Origin of the sequence: Streptomyces sp. MI02-7b, from assembly GCF_033793585.1 — a bacterium.
Classification (GTDB): Bacteria; Actinomycetota; Actinomycetes; order Streptomycetales; family Streptomycetaceae; genus Actinacidiphila.
Genome location: NZ_JARAWX010000016.1, coordinates 1 through 20,921, shown reverse-complemented (window position 1 = coordinate 20,921; position 20,921 = coordinate 1). Strand labels below are relative to the sequence as shown.

General features: G+C 73.9%; 19 protein-coding genes and 1 other RNA gene. 9 read left to right on the top strand and 11 right to left on the bottom strand.

Annotation, left to right across the window (positions count from 1 at the left end):
• Positions 1–3: 3 nt before the first annotated feature.
• Positions 4–789, bottom strand: coding sequence for a peroxide stress protein YaaA (gene yaaA, locus PV364_RS24950; RefSeq protein ID WP_319662516.1), 786 nt, complete (start codon positions 787–789; stop codon positions 4–6).
• Positions 790–854: 65 nt separating this feature from the next.
• Between yaaA and PV364_RS24945 the strand changes: the two genes are divergently transcribed.
• Both PV364_RS24945 and rnpB read left to right on the top strand, forming a co-directional pair.
• Positions 855–2,297 (top strand): RNB domain-containing ribonuclease, encoded by a 1,443-nt coding sequence (locus PV364_RS24945; RefSeq protein WP_319662515.1) that lies wholly within the window; start codon positions 855–857, stop codon positions 2,295–2,297.
• A 28-nt stretch (positions 2,298–2,325) separates the two neighbouring features.
• Positions 2,326–2,728: RNase P RNA component class A (rnpB, locus tag PV364_RS24940), an RNA gene on the top strand.
• Between the two features lie 92 nt (positions 2,729–2,820).
• On the opposite strand, the gene PV364_RS24935 is transcribed toward rnpB, so the two are convergent.
• From PV364_RS24935 to PV364_RS24910, 6 genes are all read right to left on the bottom strand, one after another.
• The gene (locus tag PV364_RS24935; protein WP_319662514.1) at positions 2,821–3,660 is read right to left on the bottom strand and encodes an alpha/beta hydrolase; all 840 of its coding nucleotides are present in this window, start codon (positions 3,658–3,660) and stop codon (positions 2,821–2,823) included.
• Between the two features lie 124 nt (positions 3,661–3,784).
• Positions 3,785–4,243 carry a lamin tail domain-containing protein gene (locus tag PV364_RS24930; protein WP_319662512.1) on the bottom strand — a complete coding sequence of 153 codons (459 nt, stop codon included), beginning with the start codon at positions 4,241–4,243 and terminating at the stop codon, positions 3,785–3,787.
• A 79-nt stretch (positions 4,244–4,322) separates the two neighbouring features.
• The gene (locus tag PV364_RS24925) at positions 4,323–5,636 is read right to left on the bottom strand and encodes an acyltransferase (protein ID WP_319662511.1); all 1,314 of its coding nucleotides are present in this window, start codon (positions 5,634–5,636) and stop codon (positions 4,323–4,325) included.
• Positions 5,633–7,744, bottom strand: a complete 2,112-nt coding sequence (locus tag PV364_RS24920; protein ID WP_319662510.1) for a bifunctional polysaccharide deacetylase/glycosyltransferase family 2 protein — start codon at positions 7,742–7,744, stop codon at positions 5,633–5,635. The genes PV364_RS24925 and PV364_RS24920 overlap by 4 nt, the downstream gene beginning before the upstream one ends.
• Positions 7,745–8,380, bottom strand: a complete 636-nt coding sequence (locus PV364_RS24915) for a hypothetical protein (protein WP_319662509.1) — start codon at positions 8,378–8,380, stop codon at positions 7,745–7,747.
• A 134-nt stretch (positions 8,381–8,514) separates the two neighbouring features.
• Positions 8,515–9,312, bottom strand: coding sequence for an SDR family oxidoreductase (locus PV364_RS24910; protein ID WP_401977205.1), 798 nt, complete (start codon positions 9,310–9,312; stop codon positions 8,515–8,517).
• Here PV364_RS24910 and PV364_RS24905 point away from each other — a divergent pair.
• Entirely contained in the window at positions 9,311–9,625 is a 315-nt protein-coding gene (locus PV364_RS24905) for a 4a-hydroxytetrahydrobiopterin dehydratase (protein WP_319662507.1), read from the top strand. The two genes, PV364_RS24910 and PV364_RS24905, sit on opposite strands and share 2 nt — an antisense overlap.
• Positions 9,626–10,047: 422 nt before the next feature.
• Here PV364_RS24905 and PV364_RS24900 read toward each other — a convergent pair whose 3' ends face one another.
• Positions 10,048–11,040 carry a Gfo/Idh/MocA family oxidoreductase gene (locus tag PV364_RS24900; RefSeq protein ID WP_319662699.1) on the bottom strand — a complete coding sequence of 331 codons (993 nt, stop codon included), beginning with the start codon at positions 11,038–11,040 and terminating at the stop codon, positions 10,048–10,050.
• A 148-nt stretch (positions 11,041–11,188) separates the two neighbouring features.
• Here PV364_RS24900 and PV364_RS24895 point away from each other — a divergent pair, with 148 nt between their 5' ends.
• From PV364_RS24895 to PV364_RS24870, 6 genes are all read left to right on the top strand, one after another.
• Positions 11,189–12,481 carry a multidrug effflux MFS transporter gene (locus PV364_RS24895; protein ID WP_415924604.1) on the top strand — a complete coding sequence of 431 codons (1,293 nt, stop codon included), beginning with the start codon at positions 11,189–11,191 and terminating at the stop codon, positions 12,479–12,481.
• A gap of 38 nt (positions 12,482–12,519) precedes the next feature.
• Entirely contained in the window at positions 12,520–12,717 is a 198-nt protein-coding gene (locus PV364_RS24890) for a hypothetical protein (RefSeq protein ID WP_319662505.1), read from the top strand.
• On the top strand, positions 12,683–13,789 hold the full coding sequence (locus PV364_RS24885) for a serine hydrolase domain-containing protein (protein ID WP_415924602.1): 1,107 nt from the start codon (positions 12,683–12,685) through the stop codon (positions 13,787–13,789). Before PV364_RS24890 ends, PV364_RS24885 begins: the two co-directional genes overlap by 35 nt.
• Before the next feature lie 106 nt (positions 13,790–13,895).
• On the top strand, positions 13,896–16,034 hold the full coding sequence (locus tag PV364_RS24880) for a SpoIIE family protein phosphatase (protein ID WP_319662504.1): 2,139 nt from the start codon (positions 13,896–13,898) through the stop codon (positions 16,032–16,034).
• 49 nt (positions 16,035–16,083) lie between these two features.
• Entirely contained in the window at positions 16,084–16,824 is a 741-nt protein-coding gene (locus PV364_RS24875; RefSeq protein WP_319662503.1) for a CDP-alcohol phosphatidyltransferase family protein, read from the top strand.
• A 201-nt stretch (positions 16,825–17,025) separates the two neighbouring features.
• Entirely contained in the window at positions 17,026–18,621 is a 1,596-nt protein-coding gene (locus PV364_RS24870; RefSeq protein WP_319662502.1) for a methionine--tRNA ligase, read from the top strand.
• Between the two features lie 70 nt (positions 18,622–18,691).
• Here PV364_RS24870 and PV364_RS24865 read toward each other — a convergent pair whose 3' ends face one another.
• The 3 genes from PV364_RS24865 to PV364_RS24855 form a co-directional block, all read right to left on the bottom strand.
• A complete protein-coding gene (locus PV364_RS24865) occupies positions 18,692–18,958 on the bottom strand; it encodes a hypothetical protein (RefSeq protein WP_319662501.1) in 267 nt (88 codons plus the stop codon).
• Positions 18,959–18,993: 35 nt separating this feature from the next.
• Positions 18,994–19,458 carry an N-acetyltransferase gene (locus PV364_RS24860; RefSeq protein ID WP_319662500.1) on the bottom strand — a complete coding sequence of 155 codons (465 nt, stop codon included), beginning with the start codon at positions 19,456–19,458 and terminating at the stop codon, positions 18,994–18,996.
• Positions 19,459–19,525: 67 nt separating this feature from the next.
• Positions 19,526–20,788 carry a hypothetical protein gene (locus PV364_RS24855; RefSeq protein ID WP_319662499.1) on the bottom strand — a complete coding sequence of 421 codons (1,263 nt, stop codon included), beginning with the start codon at positions 20,786–20,788 and terminating at the stop codon, positions 19,526–19,528.
• Positions 20,789–20,921 lie beyond the last annotated feature (133 nt).

Sequence of the window (20,921 nt, the reverse complement as noted above, 5' to 3'; positions counted from 1 at the left end):
GTTTCAGTGCACGTCCGTCACCAGCACGTCGATCCGCCCCGGACCCTGCACCTCCACCCGGAAGCCCAGCTCCCGCAGCACGTCGACCAGTTCGTCCGGACCGCCCGGCCGGGCCCCCGACTCCAGCAGGGCGCGCACCATCCGGCCCTTCGTCGCCTTGTTGAAGTGGCTGACGACCTTGCGGGTCTCGGCCTGCACGACCCGCACGGTCGCGGTCCGCCCCGCCAGGGCCCCCTTCGGCTTCCACGCCGCCGCGTACGCCGCCGAGCGCAGGTCCAGCACCAGACCGCCACCGGCGGCCCCGGCCGCCTCCGGCAGCACGTCCGCCATCGCGTCCCGCCAGAACGTGCCGAGCGCCCCTGTCGCGGGCAGCCGGACGCCCATCGAGCAGCGGTAGGCGGGGATCGCGTCCTTGACGCCGACCGCGCCCCACAGCCCGGAGAAGATCAGCAGCGAGCGCGCCGCCCGCCGCTTCGCCGCCGGGCTCAGCGTGGCCAGGCCCAGGGCGTCGTACAGCACCCCGGTGTAGATCTGCCCGGCCGGGCGGGCCGGAGCGCCGTGCAGCCCGGCGTTGCGGGCCACCTCACCGCGCAGGCCGGGGCTGAGCCCCAGCACGTCGGCGGCCTTGGCGACGGCGTCGGCGTCCTCGCTCGCGCACAGTCCCACCAGCTCGTCCAGCACCGTGCGACGCGCGGCGGCCAGGCCGGGCAGCGACAGGGCCCCCAGGTCCACGGCCTTCCCGGTGGCGGGAGCGGCCTTGCCCTCGGACGGCGGCAGCAGGACGAGCACGGTGGTTCTCCTTCACGTTCACCTGTGTTCGTGCAGCCTACGGCGGCCGGAATTACGCTCGCTCCATGCCTCGTCGCCCCCTGCGCGTGAAGGCCGCCGACGGCGAGCCGCTGCGGACCGCGCTCAGCGCCCTGCGCACCGAACTCCACGTGCCCGCCGCCTTCCCGCCCGCCGTGCTCGCCGAGGCCGAGCAGGTGGCCCGGACGCCGGGCCTCGACGGCCACGAGGACGCCACCGGCCTGCCGCTGTTCACCATCGACCCGCCCGGCTCGCGCGACCTGGACCAGGCGATGCACCTGGCCCGCCGCGACGGCGGCTACCGCGTGCACTACGCGATCGCCGACGTGGCCGCCTTCGTCGCACCCGGCGGTGCCATCGACACCGAGGCCCAACGCCGGGTCACCACGCTCTACTTCCCCGACGTCCGGGTCCCGCTGCACCCCACCGTGCTCAGCGAGGACGCCGCCAGCCTGCTGCCCGGCCGGGACCGGCTCGCCGTGCTGTGGCGCATCGACCTGGACGCGGACGGCGGCGTCACCGGCGTCGACGTCCGCCGCGCCCGGGTGCGCAGCCGCGCCCGGCTCGACTACGCGGGCGTGCAGCGCGACCTCGACGGCGGCGGCGCCGAGGAACCGCTGGCCCTGCTGCGCACCATCGGCCGGCTGCGCCAGGAACAGGAACGGCGGCGCGGCGGCATCTCCCTGGACGTGCCCGAGCAGGAGGTCGTCGAACGCGGCGACGGCTACGCCCTGGAGTACCGCGCACCGCTGCCCGCCGAGTCCTGGAACGCCCAGATCTCGCTGCTCGCCGGCATGGCCGCCGCCGACCTGATGATCGCCGCGGGCACCGGCATCCTGCGCACCCTCCCGCTCGCCCCGCACGGCGAGGTCGCCCGGCTCAGGAGGATCGCCCAGGCCCTGCACATCGACTGGCCGCACATGACCTCGTACGCGGAGCTGATCCGCTCGCTGGACCCGGGCCGCACCGGGCACGCCGCCTTCCTGCACGAGGCCACCAGCCTCTTCCGGGGCGCCGGCTACACCCCGTTCTGGCCCGGCCACCCGGCCTCGCCGCTGCTGCACGCCGCCGTCGCCGACGCCTACACCCACTGCACGGCGCCGCTGCGCCGGCTGGTCGACCGCTACGCCGGGGAGTTCTGCCTCGCCGCCTCCGCCGGCCGCACCCCGGCGGAGTGGGTCACCGACGCCTACCGCGAGCTGCCGCAGCGGATGCGCACCGGCTCCCAGCTGGCCTCCCGCATCGAGGGCGCCTCGGTCTCGATCGTCGAGGCCGCCCTCCTCCGGGACCGGGTGGGCGAGGTCTTCGACGCTTACGTCATCGACGTCCGCGAGAGCGACCCCACCGCCGGCACCGTCCATCTGTGCGACCCCGCCGTCGTCGCCCGGGTCAGGGGCGGCGGCACGCCCCTCGCGCTTGGCGAGCCGCTGCGCGTACGCCTGACCGAAGCGGACGTGGAGCGGCACACGCTGCTTTTCGCCCCCGCATGATCGACGGGTAACATGGCGGCACGGCAGACGAGCCGAGTGGACGGCCGCGTCAGGACCACGGTCCTGCCGAGGAACGTCCGGGCTCCACAGGGCAAGGTGGTGGGTAACGCCCACCCGGGGTGACCCGCGGGACAGTGCCACAGAAAACAGACCGCCGGGGGCCGCAAGGCGTCCGGTAAGGGTGAAACGGTGGTGTAAGAGACCACCAGTGCCCAGGGTGACCTGGGCAGCTAGGTAAACCCCACCTGGAGCAAGGTCAAGAGGAGCGCCGTAACAGGTGCTCTGCGCGGACGTTCGAGGGCTGCCCGCCCGAGTCCGCGGGTAGACCGCACGAGGCCGGCGGCAACGCCGGTCCTAGATGGATGGCCGTCGCCCGGCCGGCCGCGAGGCCGACCGGGACACAGAACCCGGCGTACGGCTCGGCTCGTCTGCCGCTCGAGCCCTGGCCCTCGCCCTGTCAGTGACCGCTGCCGGGACGGAGGGCGATGGCCTCCGCCCCGGCCGGAGCGCCCCGGCGGACGGCTCAGTGGAAGCGCTTGACGAACGCCAGCGCGGTGTCGGCGACTTCCCGCCAGCCGCTGTCGATGGTCAGCGCGTGACCTCGGCCGGCGATCTCGGTGATCTCCGTGACGGCGTGCTCGTTGCGGTGCTGCTTCTTGTACGCGGCGTTGGTGAGCGCCCAGGGCACCGTGTGGTCCTTCTCGCCGGATATCAGCAGCAGCGGCCCGCGGTCCGGGTTCTCGGTGTCGACCTTGGTCTCGCTCCACGGGTTGAAGTTGGCGACGGCTGCCTGGAACAGCGGCTCACCGGGGGCGGGCACGGCGAAGGTCCCGTACAGCTCCCGGGCCTCCTCCTCGCTCACCGCGTTGGCGAAGGAGTACCGGAACTGGTCGTAGGTCAGCGGCACCGCGCGGTGGAAGTTGGCCGGGTTGCCGAGGACCGGGGCCGCCGAGCGCAACGAGGAGACGGGCAGCGGCAGCACGCCCTGGAAGGGCGCGGGGTCGATGGCGACCGAGGCGGCGGACAGGCCGCGTCCGGCGAGGATCTGGGTGATCAGGCCGCCGAACGAGTGGCCCACGACGGCCGGCTTGCGCTCCAGCCTGCCGATGAGGTCGGCGAAGTGGTCGACCACCTCGGCGACGCCCTTGCCGGCGAAGACCTCCGGGTGGGCGTTGGCCTCCTCCACGGTCTCCGGGTCGTCGGGCCATCCGGGGGTGACCGGGGCGTACCCGGCCTCCTCGAACACCGCGGCCCAGCGGTCCCAGCTGCTGGGCAGCAGCCAGAGCCCGTGGACGAAGACGACAGGCTGCCGGCCCGAGGCGTTGGCCTGCTCGATCCGCTCGGCGTCGTGTGCAGCGGTCACGGGAACTACTCCTCCTGGCGAGGGGGGGGTGGACGGCCCCACCCTCGCAAACGCCGCCGGACCCGGGGGGTCCGGCGGCGTGGATGTGCAGTGTGGGAACAGATCCCGGCACCGCGGGAGCAGATCAGCAGTTCTTGTAGTCCGAGCGCGTGCTGTTGTAGCTGCAGGTGTCGGCCTTCGCGCCGCCCGCCTTGCGCAGGGTCGCGGTGTCCTTGTCGTTGTTCCAGACGTACCAGCCGCGGTTCTGGTAGCGGTTGCCGGAGGTGTTGCGGCCCGGGCCGGTGTGGACCTTGACGGTCTTGCCGGCGCCGAGCGAGTAGGCACCGAAGGTGTACTTGTGGTTGGACGCGTCGGTGAGCGTCCAGCCCTTCAGGCTGACCGCGCGGGACGTGGAGTTGGTGATCGTGACCCACTCGGCGTTGAGGCTCGCGTCGGAGCCGCGGTCGGCCCCGGGGCTGTCGTAGTAGATCTTGGCCAGGTGGACGGAGCCGGCGGCCTCGGCGGCCGGGGCCGCGAGGGTGAGCGTGGCGGCGGTCGCGGATATCGCCGTGAGCAGGCAGGTCAGGGTCGTACGGGTGCGCATGGTGCGGGTTCCCCCCAAGGACGGTGCGAATACGAACGGTTAGCGTACACAGGCTGTGCGCGATCAGCGCACGGAACCTTCACATGCGACGGCGGGCGCGTGCGCGGTCGCGGCGCCCTCCGCCGCCGGTCGGCCACGGGTGCGGTCTGCGCCGGGCGGCGACGTCCTCGGCCCAGCCGGTCAGCACGATGGCCGCGCCGATCAGCGGCCAGGCCATGACGAACTGGAACCAGGTGGCGTCCAGCGGCAGATGGGCCTCGAAGAAGGGCACGTCCCACATGCGGTCGATCAGCGGGACGCTGAGGAACAGCGCGACCTCGTGCCACAGGTAGACCGTCACCGCACGGGCGTTGAGCAGCCCCACCAATCCGTCCGCCACCGGGACGCGGCTCAGCCGGCGCGGGCGGAAGCGGAGCAGCACCAGGACGAAGCCGACCGACCACAGCGCCTGCGCGAGCGGGATCTCGCCGAGGTCGAAGCCCTCGTCGGTGGGGTGTGTGAGGGCGAACCAGCCGCCCGCGGCCAGGCACAGCGCGGCCAGGCCCAGGACGGTACGGGCCCGCAGCGCGTCCAGCCGGCCGTCCCGGTGTGCGAAGCCGAGCAGCCAGCAGGCCGCGAAGGTCGCCAGGTCGACGGCCGGGGTGAGCGCTGGCTCGGTCAGCGGGAGCCTGTCGTACTGGGCCAGGACGACCAGCAGCCCGCACGCGGCCAGGCACGCCTTCGGCGCGGCACGGAAGGCCTTCAGCAGCCACGGGGAGAGCAGGACCAGCCACAGGTAGGTGCGGATGTACCACAGCGGGTCCGTCATCTGCTCGGCCCACGCGATACGCGGCGGATCCGCCAGCGGCAGGATCCACAGCAGCATCCGCGGCCAGGAGCGGATGTGCCAGCCGTGCACGAGCATCGCGCCCACGACGACCGACGCGAAGAGCCAGTACGGCACGAGCAGCCGCCGTGCCCTGCTGCGCAGCACCGATCCCGCCGGCCGTTTGAGCGAGTGGGCCATCAGCGAGCCGGCGAGCGCGAACATCACGCCGATGGACGGGAAGGCGAAGGTCAGCCACGCCCAGTTGAAGGTGTGGAAGACCACCACCCGGACCAGGGCCAGCGCCCGGAGCAGGTCGAGGTAGCGGTCCCGGCCCCCGCCGCCTCCCGCGGACGGACCCGCCGCGGCGCCGGAGCCCGCGTCGGCCCGGGTCGGCGGCGCGACCGCGGCGTCCCGCTCCGGCGCGTCGACGGTGACGGTGGCGCCGTGGTCCGCCGCGACGCGGGCGCGCCGCCGCCCGCCCCCGGGGCCGGGCACCGGCACCGGTCCCGTCGGGCGGACGCCGCGGGGGTCGTGGACGTGCATGGGGTCCTCCGGGAAGGGGTGGGCGGGCGGACGCACTGTCACCGCTGGGTCCCGGCGGCCACGGGCGGGGTGCCGACCTCGCCGGTGCGCCGCAGTTTGTGCCAGCCGAGCCGGCCGCCGTTGATCGCGGTGATGCACGACTGCAGCAGCACCAGGTACATCAACTGCCGGTACAGCACCTGCTGGAGCGGCAGCGGCCACAGGTCCCGCAGCCGCTCGCCGTCGAGCCGGAACGCGTACGCGGCGCACGCGGCCTGCACACCCAGCACCGCGGCCCACGCGACCGCGGTGCGAAACGGATCCATGAACACCAGCCCGTACACCGCGAAGACGTCGATCAGCGGCGCCAGCAGCGGGGCGAGCACCTGGAAGAGCACCACCAGCGGCAGTCCGACCCGGCCGAACCGGCCCGAGTGCCCGCGGTCCAGCACCGCCCCGCGGTGCTTCCACATCGCCTGCATGGTGCCGTAGCTCCAGCGGTAGCGCTGCTTCCACAACTGCCGCACCGTGGAGGGGGCCTCGGTCCAGGCGCGGGCCCGCTCCGCGTAGACGACGTGCCAGCCGGCCCGGTGCAGGGCCATGGTGACGTCGGTGTCCTCGGCGAGGGTCTCGTCGCTCATGCCGCCCACGTCGCGCAGCGCGTCGCGCCGGAAGGCCCCGCAGGCGCCGGGGATGGTCGGCATGCAGCGCATCAGGTCGTACATGCGGCGGTCGAGGTTGAAGCCCATCACGTACTCGATGTGCTGCCAGCGGCCGATCATCCGGTTGCGGTTGCCGACCTTGGCGTTGCCGGCGACCGCGCCGACCCGGGGGTCGGCGAAGGGCTGGACGAGTTCGCGGACGGTGGCCGGCTCGAAGACCGTGTCGCCGTCCATCATCACGATCAGGTCGTGCCGGGCGTGCGCGACGCCGTTGTTGAGCGCGGCCGGCTTGCCGCCGTTGGGCTGCCGCACCACCGTGACGTCGGGCAGGCCCATGGCCTCCACGATGTCGGCGGTGCCGTCGCTCGACCCGTCGTCGACGACCACGATCTCGATCGGATGCTCCCCGGCCGCGAGCGAGTTGACCGTGTGGGCGATGCACTCCTTCTCGTTGTACGCCGGGACGATGACGCTGACCGGTTCGGTGACGGCCGGCCCCCAGCGGAAGCCGCGCCTGCGGCGCTGCCGGGCGTGCCGGCGGGCCAGCAGCAGCATCGCGGCGAACCGCGCCAGGACGAGCACGCCCACGGCGGCCAGCAGGACGGCGAGCGCCGGCACGGCCGCCTCGGACAGCTCGACAGCGGCCACGAAGATCCGTCCCTGCCACAACTCCGCCCCGCCGACCGGGTGGTTGGTGGAGCTGGCGCCGACCGCCTCGCCGACCGTCTCGAAGCGGTAGCCGCGCTCCTTGAGCAGCGGGATCAGCCGGTCCAGCGCCGCCACCGTCTGCGAGCGGTCGCCGCCCGCGTCGTGCATCAGCACGATCGCGCCCTTGCCCGGCTTCTTGGGCAGGGAGCCGTCGACGATCGCCTGGACGCCGGGCCGGCGCCAGTCCTCGGCGTCCTGGTCGATGAAAGCGGTGACGTAGCCCTTGCGGCCGACCTGCTGGACGACCGGCCACGACAGGTCGTCCAGGGCGTCGGCGGTGGAGGAGTACGGCGGGCGGAACAGCGAGCTGTGGATACCGGCCGCCCCCGCGAGCGCCAGCTGCGTCTGCGACAGCTCGCGGTCGACCCGGCCCGGGGACTGGTACACCAGGTCCGGGTGGGCGAAGGTGTGCACGCCGATCTCGTGCCCCTCGTGCACCATCCGGCGGATCAGGTCCGGGTGGCGGGCGGCGTTGCTGCCGGTGACGAAGAAGGTGGCGTGCACCTTCTGCCGCCGCAGCACGTCGAGCACCTCCGGCGTCCAGACCGGGTCCGGTCCGTCGTCGAAGGTGAGGGCGATGGTGTGGTCCGGCGTGCGGTAGGAGCGCGTGCGGTCGCCGGTGGAGTCCACCACCGGACCGCCGTCCAGCACCGCCTCGGGGACCTTGTCCGTGGCCACCGGCGGGTGCACCCGGTGGTCGGCCTCGAAGTCGCCGCGCACGTAGCCGCCGAGCAGCAGCACGCAGACGAGCACGACGAGGGCGAGGACGGGAATGACGAGCCGGGGCCGCAGGGGTATCACCTAGCCACCCTGCGGTTGCTGGTCGGAGCCGCCGGCGGGCGGTACCTCGGGGCCGGGCGCGGAGGAGCCGGAGGGCTGCGGCGACGACGAGGCCGACGGGCCGGCCGACTGGCTCACCGAGGCGCTGGGCGTCGGCGACGCCGCGGGCGGGGCGGTCCTGGTGGTGCGCGGTGTGGGCGAGGTGCTGGCTTTGGGGCCGGTGCCGCCGGTGCTGCCGGTGGCGCGGCCGGTGGGCGTGGTGCGCGGACTGGGGGAGGCGCTCGCCCGCGGCCGGGCGCCGCCGGACGGGGACGGAGCCGGGTCCGTCCCCGCCCGGAACAGCCCTGCCGGTGCCGGGGGAGCGGCCTGGTCGGCCGGTACGTCGACTTCTCCCGTCCCAGAGGAGCCGCCGTCGTCCGGCGCCGTGCTCGGTACTCCCGGCAGTGGCAACAGCGTCTTCGGCGCGATCGGCGTCGCGCCGGAGAGGCTGAGTACGAGGGCGGCCGTGTAGAGCGAGCAGGCGGCCCCGATCGCCCAGCCGGCCCTGCGGACCACACGGGCCCGTCGCCCGCTGGAGTCGACGAACACCGGGCCGGGCAGCGATATGAGCTCGGTCTCGGGATCGTCGATCCCGGCGCCGGCCTCCGGATCGTCCACGGGCGGTGGTTCTGACCATACGTCACGGTGGTGCTTGGAGAGCATGCCGCAACGTAACGCGACGCAAGCGGTCCTATGGGACGTATTTCGCACTTGACCGATTCCATAGGCGAATTGGTCGTTCTCTGCCAGGCTCAGCCGCGTCCGATGTACGGCATCGCCGACGCCATCACCGTCGCGAACTGCACGTTCGCCTCCGGCGGCAGAGATGCCATGTGCACGACCGTGCGCGCCACGTCGATCACGTCCATGCGTGGTTCGGGCACGAGGGTGCCGTTCGCCTGCAGGATTCCGTCCGCCATGCGTTCGGTCATGTCGGTCGCGGCGTTGCCGATGTCGATCTGACCGCAGGAGATCCGGTACGGGCGGCCGTCCAGCGACAGGGACCTGGTCAGTCCGGTCACGGCGTGCTTCGTGGCGGTGTACGCGATGCTCAGCGGACGCGGTACGTGTGCGGAAAGGGACCCGTTGTTGATGATCCGGCCGCCCTGCGGGTCCTGGGCCCGCATCGCGGCGAACGCGGCCCGCGCGCAGAGGAAGGCGCCGTGCAGGTTGACGTCCACGACCGCCCGCCAGTCGTCGTACGACAGCTCGTCCGGACCGACGGCGGGAGCGCCCCGCCCCGCGTTGTTGAAGAGCAGGTCCACCCGGCCCCAGCGCGCGGCGACGGCGCCGAACAACGCCTCTACGGCCTCCGGCCGGGTGACGTCCGTCGGGATGACGGCGGTCTCACCGGCCGCCGCCGCCGCGGTCTCCCGTAGCGCCTCCTGGCGCCGTCCCGCCAGCGCCACCGTCCAGCCGGCGGCCGACAGTTCGTGCGCCACCGCGCGCCCGATGCCCGAGCCGGCGCCGGTGACGACGGCGATCTTCCTGTCCACGGCCTTGTTCACGTCCATGGCCCCGCAGCGTAGGCGGTGCGACCATGACGACATGCCGCCCTACGCCGAACCCCTGTCGCACAAGGAGATCGAGGACCGCCTCGCCGAACTGCCGGGCTGGTCCCTGACCGACGACGGCGCGACCCTCCAGCGCACCTACCGGCTCCCGCATCTGCCGGGGGCGGTATTCGTGGTGCACATCGCGCAGATCCAGGACGAGGTCAATCACCACAGCGATCTGACGCTGCGTTACAACGCGGTCGACGTCTCCGTCACCACGCACGCGGCCGGCGGCCGGCTCACGGCCAAGGACTTCGACCTCGCCCGCCGCATCGAGGACATCGCCCCGGCGCACGGGGCCGCGTAGCGGCTCTCCGACAGCGGCGGGCGGCGGGCGGGAGGCCGCCCTTCCCGGTCGCCGACGGCGATGGCGGCTCGCCCGTCCGGGCACGGTGCCGGCGATGTCCTCTTCGAGGCTGCGTCGTCCGGTCAGCGGCAGCGCGTGGCTCGCACGCCGGGCGCGGCGGTGAGGGGGTTTCGTTCCGGCGCCCCGGGGGCTTCGGGTGGGTGTGGGCGGGGTGAGGGTGTGTCCCGTGCCTCGGCGTCCTCGGGCTGCGACGGGCGCCCGGCTCGGCGTGCGGGGAGTGCGTCCGCCTTCCCGCGGCCGGAGGCGCGGGGACGCGCGTCCCGCGCCCTGACGTCGCCGGCGACGTCGGTCGCCGCCCCGCCGGGGCGGCTGGGCGGCGGGCGGAAGACCTGCCGGACGGGGCCGCTCGGCGGCCCCGTCGCTCAGGCCTCGCCGGGGTAGCGGACGCCGATGCGGTCGCGGACCGTGTCGAGGGTCCGCATCACGGCGAGGCTGCCCTCCACGGGCACCAGCGGCGACTGGGTCTCGCCCGCCCGCAGGCAGCGCATGACCTCCATCGCCTCGTACTGCAGCCCGTGCAGGCGCCCGCCCGCCGGGGCGGCCGGCGGGCCGAAGACCTCCGGCTCGCTGCCCTCGCGGTGCAGCACGAAATGCTCGGGGTAGAAGAAGCCGCGCGGGAACTCGATCCGTCCGGTCGTGCCGGTCACCACCGCCGTGCGGGCCGTGTCGGCCGCCAGTGAGCAGCTCAGCACCGCCATCGCGCCGCTGTCGTAGCCGAGCACCATCCCGGTGGCGTCGTCGACGCCCTCGGGGGTGAGGTGCCCCCAGGCCTGGACCTCGTCCGGTTCGCCGAGCAGCAGGTGGGCGAAGGACACCGGGTAGACGCCCATGTCGAGCACGGCGCCGCCGGCCTGGGCCGGGTCGCGCAGCCGGTGGCCGGGCTCGAAGGGCCCGGCCAGGCCGAAGTCCGCGTGCACCGCGCGGACCTCGCCGATCGCCCCGTCCGCCACCAGCGCGGTGAGCCGGCGGATCACCGGGCTGCAGTACATCCACATCGCCTCCATCAGGAAGCGGCCGTGCCCGCGCGCGAGGTCGGCCAGCTCGCGCGCCTCCACCGCGTTCACGGTGAGCGGCTTCTCGCACAGCACCGCCCGCCCGGCCCGCAGGCACAGCCCCGCGGCGACGCGGTGCGCCGAGTGCGGGGTGGCGATGTACACCACGTCCACGTCCTCGTCGTCGGCGAGCGCGGTCCAGCTGCCGTACGCGCGGGGTACGTCGAAGCGGTCGGCGAAGGCGCGCGCCGCCCCGGTACTGCGCGAGCCGACGGCGACGAGCTCCGCGTCGTCCTTGAGCTCCCGCAGGTCGCTCGCGAACGCCGACGCGATGCCGCCGGTCGCGATGATGCCCCACCGGATCCTGCGCCCGGACCCGGCGGAGGTAGCACCGCCGGAACCGCCGCCGAAACCACCGACTGAATCACTCACGGATCTGCCCCCACCTGGTCTCACCCACCTTGTGATGGCTGAGAGCATAGAGAACGATTCACCGACCACGGAGACGCAGATGCCGGAAGCCGGCCCGATCCCGCCCGACCAGATATCCACACCGGAGGCGTCAACCCCGGTACGACGCGCCGCAGAGCGCCCAGGAGGCCGTACCGGACTGCTGGTGACGTTCGTGCTCGGCGGCCTCACCGCGCTTCCCGCGCTGTCGATGGACATGTATCTGCCGGCGCTGCCGCAGGTCACGGAGGCGCTGCGGAGCCCGGCCGTCACGGTGCAGCTGACCTTGACCGCGTGCCTGGCCGGACTGGCCCTCGGCCAGATGGTCGTCGGCCCGATGAGCGACCGCTGGGGGCGCCGTCGGCCGCTGCTGGCCGGCATGGTCCTGTACGTGCTGGCGACCGCCGTGTGCGCGTTCGCCCCGAGCGCCGGGCTGCTGATCGCGTTCCGGCTGCTCCAGGGGCTGACCGGCGCCGCTGGCATCGTCATCGCGCGGGCCGTGGTCCGTGACCTGTACGACGGGGTCGCGATGGCCCGCTTCTTCTCCACGCTGATGCTGATCTCCGGGGTGGCCCCGATCGTGGCCCCCCTCATCGGCGGCCAGGTGCTGCGGATCACCGACTGGCGGGGGGTCTTCGTCGTGCTCACCGTGGTCGGTGCGCTGCTGATCCTGCTGGTGTGGCGCTGCCTCCCGGAGACCCTGGACCCGGCCGGGCGGCACCGCGGCGGCCTGGGGGAGACCCTGCACACGATGCGCGGGCTGCTGGCCGACCGGGTGTTCACCGGCTACATGCTCACCGCCGGCTTCACCTTCGCCGCCCTGTTCGCCTACGTCTCGGCCTCCTCCTTCGTGGTGCAGGAGATCTACGGGGCGTCCGCGCAGACCTACAGCCTGCTCTTCGGCGTCAACTCGGTCGGCCTGGTCGCGCTGGGTCAGGTCAACGGCAAGGTGCTGGTGGGGCGGGTGAGCATGGACAAGGTGGTCGCCGTGGGGCTGGTGGTGATCACGCTGGCCGCGCTTGCGCTGCTGGCGATGACCTCCGGCCTGTTCGGCAGGGCCGGGCTGCTGCCGGTGGCGGCGGGCTTGTTCGTACTGATGTCGGCGATGGGCCTGGTCATGCCCAACACCAACGCCCTGGCGCTGATGCGCACCCGGCACGCGGCCGGTTCCGCCTCCGCGCTGCTCGGCACGACCTCCTTCCTCGTGGGCGCCGTGGCCTCGCCGCTCGTGGGCGTCGCGGGCGAGGACTCGGCCGTGCCGATGGCCCTGGTGCAGCTGGGCAGCGTGCTGGCCGCGGCGGCCTGTTTCGTCGGGCTGTGCCGCCCCTGGCGGCGTACTGTGGATGCACGGTGATCCCTGCGATCATTGCCGTGCCGAGTCAGGAGGCAGTGATGACCGAGCCGATCGACGAGAGCAAGTGGGCCTGGAAGACCGCGGACAGTTGCCTGCACACCGGGTCCGAACACATGATCGATCCGGAGGACCTGGTCATGGCCTCCGGCCGCGAGCCGACCCCGGCCCGGCTCGAACAGGCCCGCAAGTTGCTGGAGGAGCATGGCCCCGCGGCTGTCGAGAGGTACCTGCCCTGACGCGGAGCTGCGCGCGGACGAGTTGAACCGGCTCGTCGGGGAGCTCACCCCCTTTCTGGAATCCTCGCCCGCCTCCGCGCACCCGTGGTGCGCAGGGGCCGTTGTCCTCGCCGGGCGGGGCGGCACCGTCGCCCTGCACGAGGCCGTGGGCTGGGCGGTGCGGTACCGCGGGTACGACGAGCGGGCCGACCGCGGTGTCGAACTGCCCCGCGGGCAATGGGTGCCGATGCGGCCCGACACGGTCTTCGACCTGGCGTCGCTGACCAAGCTGTTCACCGCCGTCGTCGCCGTGCGCCGGCTGGAGCCGGACCGCGAGGTGGCCGCCTACGTGCCGGAGTTCGCCGCCGCGGGCAAGCGGCGCATCACCGTGCGCCAACTGCTCGACCACACCTCCGGGCTCCGCCCCGAACTCCCCTTCCACGACCACGCCGACGCGCGGGACCGGGCCCGCCTGCTGTGGGAGGAGGAGCCGGTCGCCGCGCCGGGTGGCACGCGCATCTACTCCGACCTCAACCTCATCGCCCTCCAGCACGCCCTGGAACGCGAGACCGGGGAATCCGTCGACGCCCTGGTGCGCGAGGAGATCACCGGCCCCCTCGGCATGCACGACACCCGCTACAACCCGCCCGCCTCCTGGCTCCCCCGCATTGCTGCCACCGAGGACCAGCGCCGCCCCTGGGGCCGGCTGGACCGCGGCATGCTCCGCGGCTCCGTGCACGACGAGAACGCGTACGCCATGGGCGGCGTCGCCGGCCACGCGGGCCTGTTCTCCACGGCCTGGGACCTGGCCCTGCTGTGCCGCTCCCTGCTCGACACCGGCGGCCCCCGTCCCGGCCACCGCGGCTATCCCGGGTTCGAGACCGACGCGGCATGGTTCATGGGGGCCCTCGCCGGGCGCGGCGCGGCCGGGCACACCGGATTCACCGGGACCAGCCTGGTGATCGACCCGGCGACCGACTCCTTCCTGGTGCTGCTCGCCAACTCCGTTCACCCCTGCCGTCTTTGGCGCGACGGGAGCGCCCCGCGGGCGGCCGTGGGGACCCGGTTCGCCCGTGCGCTCGGGGTCGTGTGAGCCCGGCGCCCGTGTGGTGCCGCCGACCTGGCAAAAGAGGAATATCGTCAGTAAGGGGGCGGTTCGATTGTTCGGGGGGTGAGGTCCGCAGCCGGAAGGGGAAAGCATGCGGAACCCCGCCGGAGTCGCCACGGACGCCGACGGCATGGGTGCCGTGGGTCCGGGCCCGGAGCTGATCGACCCCCCACTGCTCCAGGTGACGCGCGAGACGGGCGCGTCCATGGGGTTGCTCTACGTGCTGGACCCCGCCGACGAGACACTGCGCCTGACGACGCTCGTCGGCGGTCCGCAGTCGTTCGCCGGTCTGTGGGCCCGCATAGCCATGGCCTACCGCACCCCCGTCTCCGACGCGGTCCGCGACGACCGCCTGGTCTGGCTCGGCGGCCCCGAGGACACCGCACGGACCTACCCCCGGCTCGCCCTGGTGCTCCCCTACGATTTCGCGCTGGCCGCCGCCCCGATCACCTCCGGCGGCAGGTCCTGGGGCGGACTCGTGCTCTTCCTGCCCGGCGCCCGCGACCCGCAGCTGTCGCTGCGGGAGCGCAGCACCGTACGGGCCACCTGCCACCGCATCGGTGTGCTGCTGCGGGAGGCCGCCGACCAGGGGTGCCCGCTGCCCTGGGAGCGCGAGCCCAGGAAGCTCTCCCCGCTGCGGGCGCGCCTCCACGGGCCCGGTGAGGCGCTGGCGGCGGCCGGCCTCGCCGAACGGCTCCCGGAGGCGTCCTTCGCGCTGGACCTGGACGGGCGCTTCACCTTCGTCACCCGGGCCGCCGCCCGCCTGCTCGGGGCGGAGATCCCCGTACTCCTGGGCTCCCGGCCCTGGAACGCCCTGCCGTGGCTCGGCGACCCGCTCTTCGAGGACAGCTGCCGCGGCGCGCTGATCAGCCTGCGGCCGTCCTCCCTCACCACGCTGCGGCCGCCCGACCACTGGCTGTCCTTCGAGCTGTACCCGGACCCCTCCGGCATCAGCGCCCGCGTCACCGCGGCGCCCGCTCCCGTGGACGCCGACACCCCGGCCGCGCGGCTGCCCGAGGCCGCCGCGAAGGATCGTGCCGTGGCGCTGTACCACCTGCTGCACCTGGCCGCGACGCTCACCGAGGCCGTGGGCGTGCAGGACGTCATCGACCAGGTCATGGAGCAGATGCTGGCCGTTTTCGGGGTGCAGGGCGTCTCCCTGCTGACCGCGGAGGGGGACCGGCTGCGGATCATCGGCTACCGCGGGTACACCGAGGAGCTCATGGCGGAGCTGGACATGTCCCCGCTGACCATGGGACATCCCGCCGTCCGGGTCATGCGGACCGGCGTCCCCGGCTTCTTCGCCACCGTCGCGGAACTGCGCCGCTTCTACCCGGCCGTCGAGGTCCGCGACACCAAGGCCGCCTGGGCGTTCCTGCCGCTGATCGCCTCCGGCCGCCCGGTCGGCACGATGGTGCTCGCCTACGACCGGCCGCACCCCTTCCCGCCGGGCGAACGCAGCGTCCTGACCTCCATCGCCGGCCTGATCGCGCAGGCGCTGGACCGCGCCCGGCTCTACGACGCCGAGCACGACCTCGCCATCACCCTGCAGGCGCGCCTGCTGCCCCGGGCCCTGCCCGAGATCCCCGGCCTGGACGTGGCCGCCCGCTACGTACCGGCCACTCAGGGCATCGACATCGGCGGCGACTTCTACGACGTCATCAGCCTGGGCGCGCAGATGACCGCCCTGACCATCGGCGACGTCCAGGGCCACAACGTCAACGCCGCCGCCCTGATGGGAGAGGTCCGCACCGCCGTCCGCGCCACCGCCGGGGCGTCCCCCAGCGAAGTCCTGGCCCGCTCCAACCGCCTCCTGGTCGACCTCGACCCCGGGCTGCTCACCAGCTGCGTCTACGCCCACCTCGACCTGGCCCGGAACCGCGCCCACCTGGCCACCGCGGGTCACCCGCCGGTGCTCCTGCGGCGTCCCGGCGGCGGCTCCGAGCTGCTGCGGGTGCCGCCGGGGCCGCTGCTCGGCGTCGACCGCGACGCGCGCTACCCGACGATCGAGATCCCGCTGCCGCCGGGCACGCTGCTCGTCCTGTACACCGACGGCTTGGTCGAGGCCCGCGGCGTCGACCTCGACGAGGCGACCGCAGCCCTCGCCGACCACGTCGACCGCGCCGGCGACCTCTCGCTGGACGAGCTCGCCGACGCCCTGGTCGGGCAGGCCCGCAGCTCCGCGCCCCGCAGCGACGACATCGCCCTGCTGCTCACCCGCGTGACCTGACATCCGGCCCCTGATCCGACCGGACCCTGACATGATGTGAAGCGCACGAATGACGCATGGCGCGGGGGGATACGTGACGCTGACGATGGCCGGGGCGCTGCGCGAGCTGCGCACCGCACAGAAGTCCGCCAAGGGCGTGTCGCTCTACTCGCGGTACGTCAACCGGCCGACCGGGCGGGTGCTCGCCGCGGGAGCCTACCGAGTGGGGCTGACGCCCAATCAGGTCACTCTGGTCAGCGCGGCGTTCAGCCTGGGCGCGGTGGCCGCGCTCGCCCTGGCCGGGCCGTCCTGGCCGCTGGCCGTCGCGGTCTGGCTGGGCCTGGTCGTCGGCTTCGCCTTCGACTCCGCGGACGGTCAACTGGCCCGCCTGCTGGGCCGGGGCAGCCCGGCGGGGGAGTGGCTGGACCACGTCGTGGACGCGGCCAAGATCACCGCGGTCCACTCCGCGGTGCTCGTCTCCTTCTACCGCTTCTTCGAACTGCCCTCCGCCGGCTGGCTGCTGGTTCCCCTGGGCTTCCAGCTCGCCGCGGTCCTGCTCTTCTGCGGGGGCCTGCTGGCGGACAAGCTGAAGCCCAAGGCGCCGCCCGCCTCCGGTGCGGCGGCCGCCGCGCCCGCGCCGTCCCGGCTGCGCGCGGTCGCTCTGCTCCCCGTCGACTACGGCGTCTTCTGCCTGCTCTTCCTCACCCTGGGCGCGCCACGGGTCTTCCTGGCCGCCTACACCGCGCTGTTCGCGGTGTACGCGCTCTACCTGGCCGCCTTCCTGGTGAAGTGGTTCCGCGAGCTGCGCTGAGGGCCGTTCCGCCGGAAAAGGCGGCGACCTCCGGCCGGTGCTCCGTTACCATCGGGGCATGATCGCGACTGCCTCGTCCCGCCGCATGATGCCCCGCTGCCGGGGCTGCTGAGTCGGACGCGTCGCGTTTTCCGAGGCCCTGGACCGGGGCCTCGGCTGTTGTGCGCGTCGGAGCCCCGCCCCCTTTCGCAGGAGGTTCCGATGACCACGCATTCCCCGGGTCCCGCACCGGCCCCGTTCTACGTCACGACCACCATTCCGTACGTCAACGCCCGCCCCCACCTCGGCTTCGCGCTGGAACTGGTGCAGGCCGACGTGCTGGCCCGGCACCACCGCCGTGCGGGGGAGCCGGTGCGCTTCCTGAGCGGCACGGACGACAACTCCCTGAAGAACGTGCTCGCCGCGGAGGCCGAGGGCGTCCCCGTGCAGCAGTTCGTCGACCGCAACGCCGCCGCCTTCGCCGCGCTCGACGGGCCGCTCGCGCTGTCGCTCGACGACTTCATCCGCACCAGCCGCGACCCCCGGCACCGCGCGGGCGTGGAGCGGCTGTGGCACCGCTGCGCGGCGGCCGGCGACCTGTACCGCACGCACTACGAGGGCCTGTACTGCGTGGGCTGCGAGCAGTTCTGGACGCCCGGCGAACTCGTCGACGGGCGCTGCGCCGAGCACGGCACCGAGCCGCAGGCCGTCGCGGAGGAGAACTGGTTCTTCCGGCTGTCCCGTTGGACCGGTGTGCTGCGCGAGCTGATCGAGGACGGCCGGCTGCGGATCGAGCCCGCCGCCCGCCGCAACGAGGTGCTCGCCCTCCTCGGCCGGGGGCTCCGCGACTTCTCCGTCTCCCGCTCGCAGCACCGGGCCCGCGGCTGGGGCATCCCCGTGCCCGGCGACCCCGGCCAGGTCGTCTACGTGTGGTGGGACGCGCTGGGCAACTACGTCACCAGCCTGGGCTACGGCGGCGAGGACGGCGCGGGGGCGCCGGAGTACGAACGGTGGTGGGCCGGCGAAGGGCGCCGCGTGCACCTGGTGGGCAAGGGCGTGCTGCGCTTCCACGCCGTCTACTGGCCGGCCATGCTGCTGTCGGCCGGACTGCCGCTGCCCACGGACATCCTGGTCCACGACTACCTCACCGTCGACGGCCGGAAGATCAGCAAGTCCGCGGGCACGACCGTCGACCCGGTCGAACTGACCGCCGCCTACGGCACCGACGCCGTGCGCTGGTGGCTGCTGCGCGAGGTACCCAGGACCGGGGACGCGGACTTCACCCGCGAACGGCTCGTGACCCGCGCCGACGCGGACCTCGCGGGCGGCTTCGGCAACCTCGTCAACCGGGTGGTCACCATGGTCCATCGCTTCCGCGGCGGCACGGTGCCCGCGGGCGCGGGCGCGGGCGGGGGCGGGGTCCCGGAGCCCGGTACGGAGCACCTGCGGGCGGCCTGCGACGGCGCCGCGGCGGACGTCGCGCGGGCCCTGCACGAGGTCGACTTCCGGGGCGCCGCCGCGGCTGTGTGGCGGATCGTCGACGAGGCCAACCGCTGCATCGACGAGACCCGCCCCTGGGAACTGGCCCGCGCCGAACGCCGGCATCGCAACGCCTCCGCGGGCCGGCGCCTCGACGCGGTCCTGTCCGCCCTCCTCCACGCCTGCCGCACCCTCGGCGACGAACTCGCCCCCTTCCTCCCGCACGCCGCGTCCCGCATCTCCGCCCAGTGCGCTCCCGCCCCCGACGGCACCCTCCCGGTGCCCGTCCCCCTCTTCCCCCGTCTCGCCCCGGCACCGGGGGCGCCCCAGGCGCCGTGAGCCGTGGGTGCGGGGCCACCGGCCCGTCCAGGAGGCCAGGAGGCCGGGCTGCGGCGTCCTGGACGGGCGGTCACGCTGATCGCAGGTGATCGCCTTCTGCGTGTGCGGCGGGCGCGTGGTCCGCGTGCTCGGCGACGGCGTCGAGGGCGGAGCCGAACGCGACGGCCCCGGTTGCGGTGGCCGTGCCGTCATCGCGGACATCGAGGAGCACTGGGCGGACGCGGACCCGGCCGCGTCCGGTTGCCCCTGCGGAGGCGGGGAGTTCGAGGGAGCCGTCGCGTTCGCAGCCGTGCGGGTTGGCGCCGACCGGGGCATCGACCACAGCGCCGCCGATCACCTGCTGAGCAGGGGCCTGGCCTCCGACCGGGAAGGTCAACCGCGGGGGTGGTGGTCGATGGTCCCGAGGGGCCAGTGCGCGGACAGCCAGGTCGTGACGGCCTCGTGCACGGGCGCGTCCAGCTCGGCCCTGTCGGCACGGACCCAGGAGCGGACGTCGGTGTCGTGGTCGTCGCTGCGGGAGGGATAGATGTAGACGCACCCGATCACCTCCCCGCCGGCGGTCTCGATGACGGTGTAGGTGAATCCACGGCGCTGGGCGAAGTCGTCCGCGTGACGCCGCAGGTCGACGAGGTTGGCCTCCAGGGTCATCCCCTCCGCGGGAGGCCATCCCCGGTCCTGGAAGCCCGGGGTGGCACGGATGTGCTCGATGCTGGAGGTCCACGCGGCGTGGTCGGCGGCGTTGTGCCGGGGTCCCAGGGGTTCCAGACGGAACCGCGGGGTGATCAGCTCCGCCGGTACGGCGAAGTCGTCGGGTACGAGGGCACGGTCGGAGGTCATGGGGCCGATGCTCATCCTTCGCGGGGGCGGGCGCGTTCCGTGGCCGGCGCGGTTGGCGCGCGGCGCGTCAGGCGCCCGCTGGGGTGGGTTCGGGGTGGGGGTCCTGGCCCGCGGTGGCGGGCGCGCGACGGACGAGGGTGACGCGGGTCCACAGGACGGCGGCCTTGAGGGCGGAGCCGAGGGCGAGGCCCCAGGCCGCGCCGGGGACGGCGGCCAGCGCGTAGCCGCAGACCATGAAGGCGATGGAGGCGAGGGAGAAGACGACCTGGATGGGCAGGGTCGCGCGGGGCTGGAGGACGCGCAGGGTGAGCAGGGCGCTGGTGCCCGCCGCGATGGCGGCGTACTGCGTGCCGGTGGCGGGGAGCAGGCCCTCCGCGGCCGGCCAGGTGGCGCCGAGGAGCTGGCGGCCGAACCGGTCGGGCAGGGCCGTCAGTACCGCCGTCCACACGGCGGCGACGGCGGCCAGGATCCCGGCGAGCACGGCCGTGGCCCGGACCTGGCCGCGCATGCCGGGTACCCGGCCCAGCAGCGGCGGCCCGAAGGCGGTGGCGGAGTTGAAGAGCACGTTCATCGGCCCGAAGAGGGTGGTCGTGCCGCGCAGTGCGCCGACCGCCAACGGGCTGGCGAACAGGCCGAGTCCGACGACCGCGAGCTGGCTGGAGGCGTTGCCGACCCCGTACTCGACCACGAAGCGGCGCCCCAGGTGCCCCTTGCGCAGGAAGCGCCGCACGTCCGAGGGCGCGCCGCGCAGCCGGGGCGCGAGCAGCGCGATGCCGGCGAGCAGGGCGGGCACCGCCGACAGCCCCCACACGGCCACCAGGCGCGCGGGCCCGGCGCCGTGCGGCTGCAGGGCGAGCGCGGGCAGCGCGACGGCGAGCCGCAGCACGTCCCCGACCAGGGCGAGATGCGGCAGGCGGAGGGTGGAGAAGCAGTAGCGCAGCCCGTCCTGCGTGAGGACCAGGGGCAGTACCAGCCCGAGGACCGCCAGTGCCCGTGCGGTCGTACCCGGTACCAGGACGAGGACCGCCGCCATCGTGACGCCGACGACCGCCGACGCGACGGCGACGAATCCGGCCGCCGAGCGGCACGCGGCGCGCACCGCGGAGTCCTCGCCGCGTTCCAGCACCAGCGCCTGGCCGACGTAGGAGACGTTGACGCCGAGCAGCACGGAGAAGACGGCGTAGACCATCGAGAAGACCGAGAATCCGGCCGCGCTGGACAGCCGGGCGGCGACCACGAGCACGAGGATGTTCGTGAGCGCGGCGACACCCTGGTCGAGGACGGAGCAGACGATGGCGGCCTTGGCGCCGGGCGCCGGCCGCTCCGTCACCGGGTCACCGTGCGCAGCGGGATGGTGTCCGTGGTCTTGTCCTCGGCCGTCAGGGCGGGGGCCGGGGCCGTGTCCGCGGCCGGCGTCTCCGCGCCCGCCCCGCCCGTGGCACCCGCGCCCGCCGCCGCCGCGG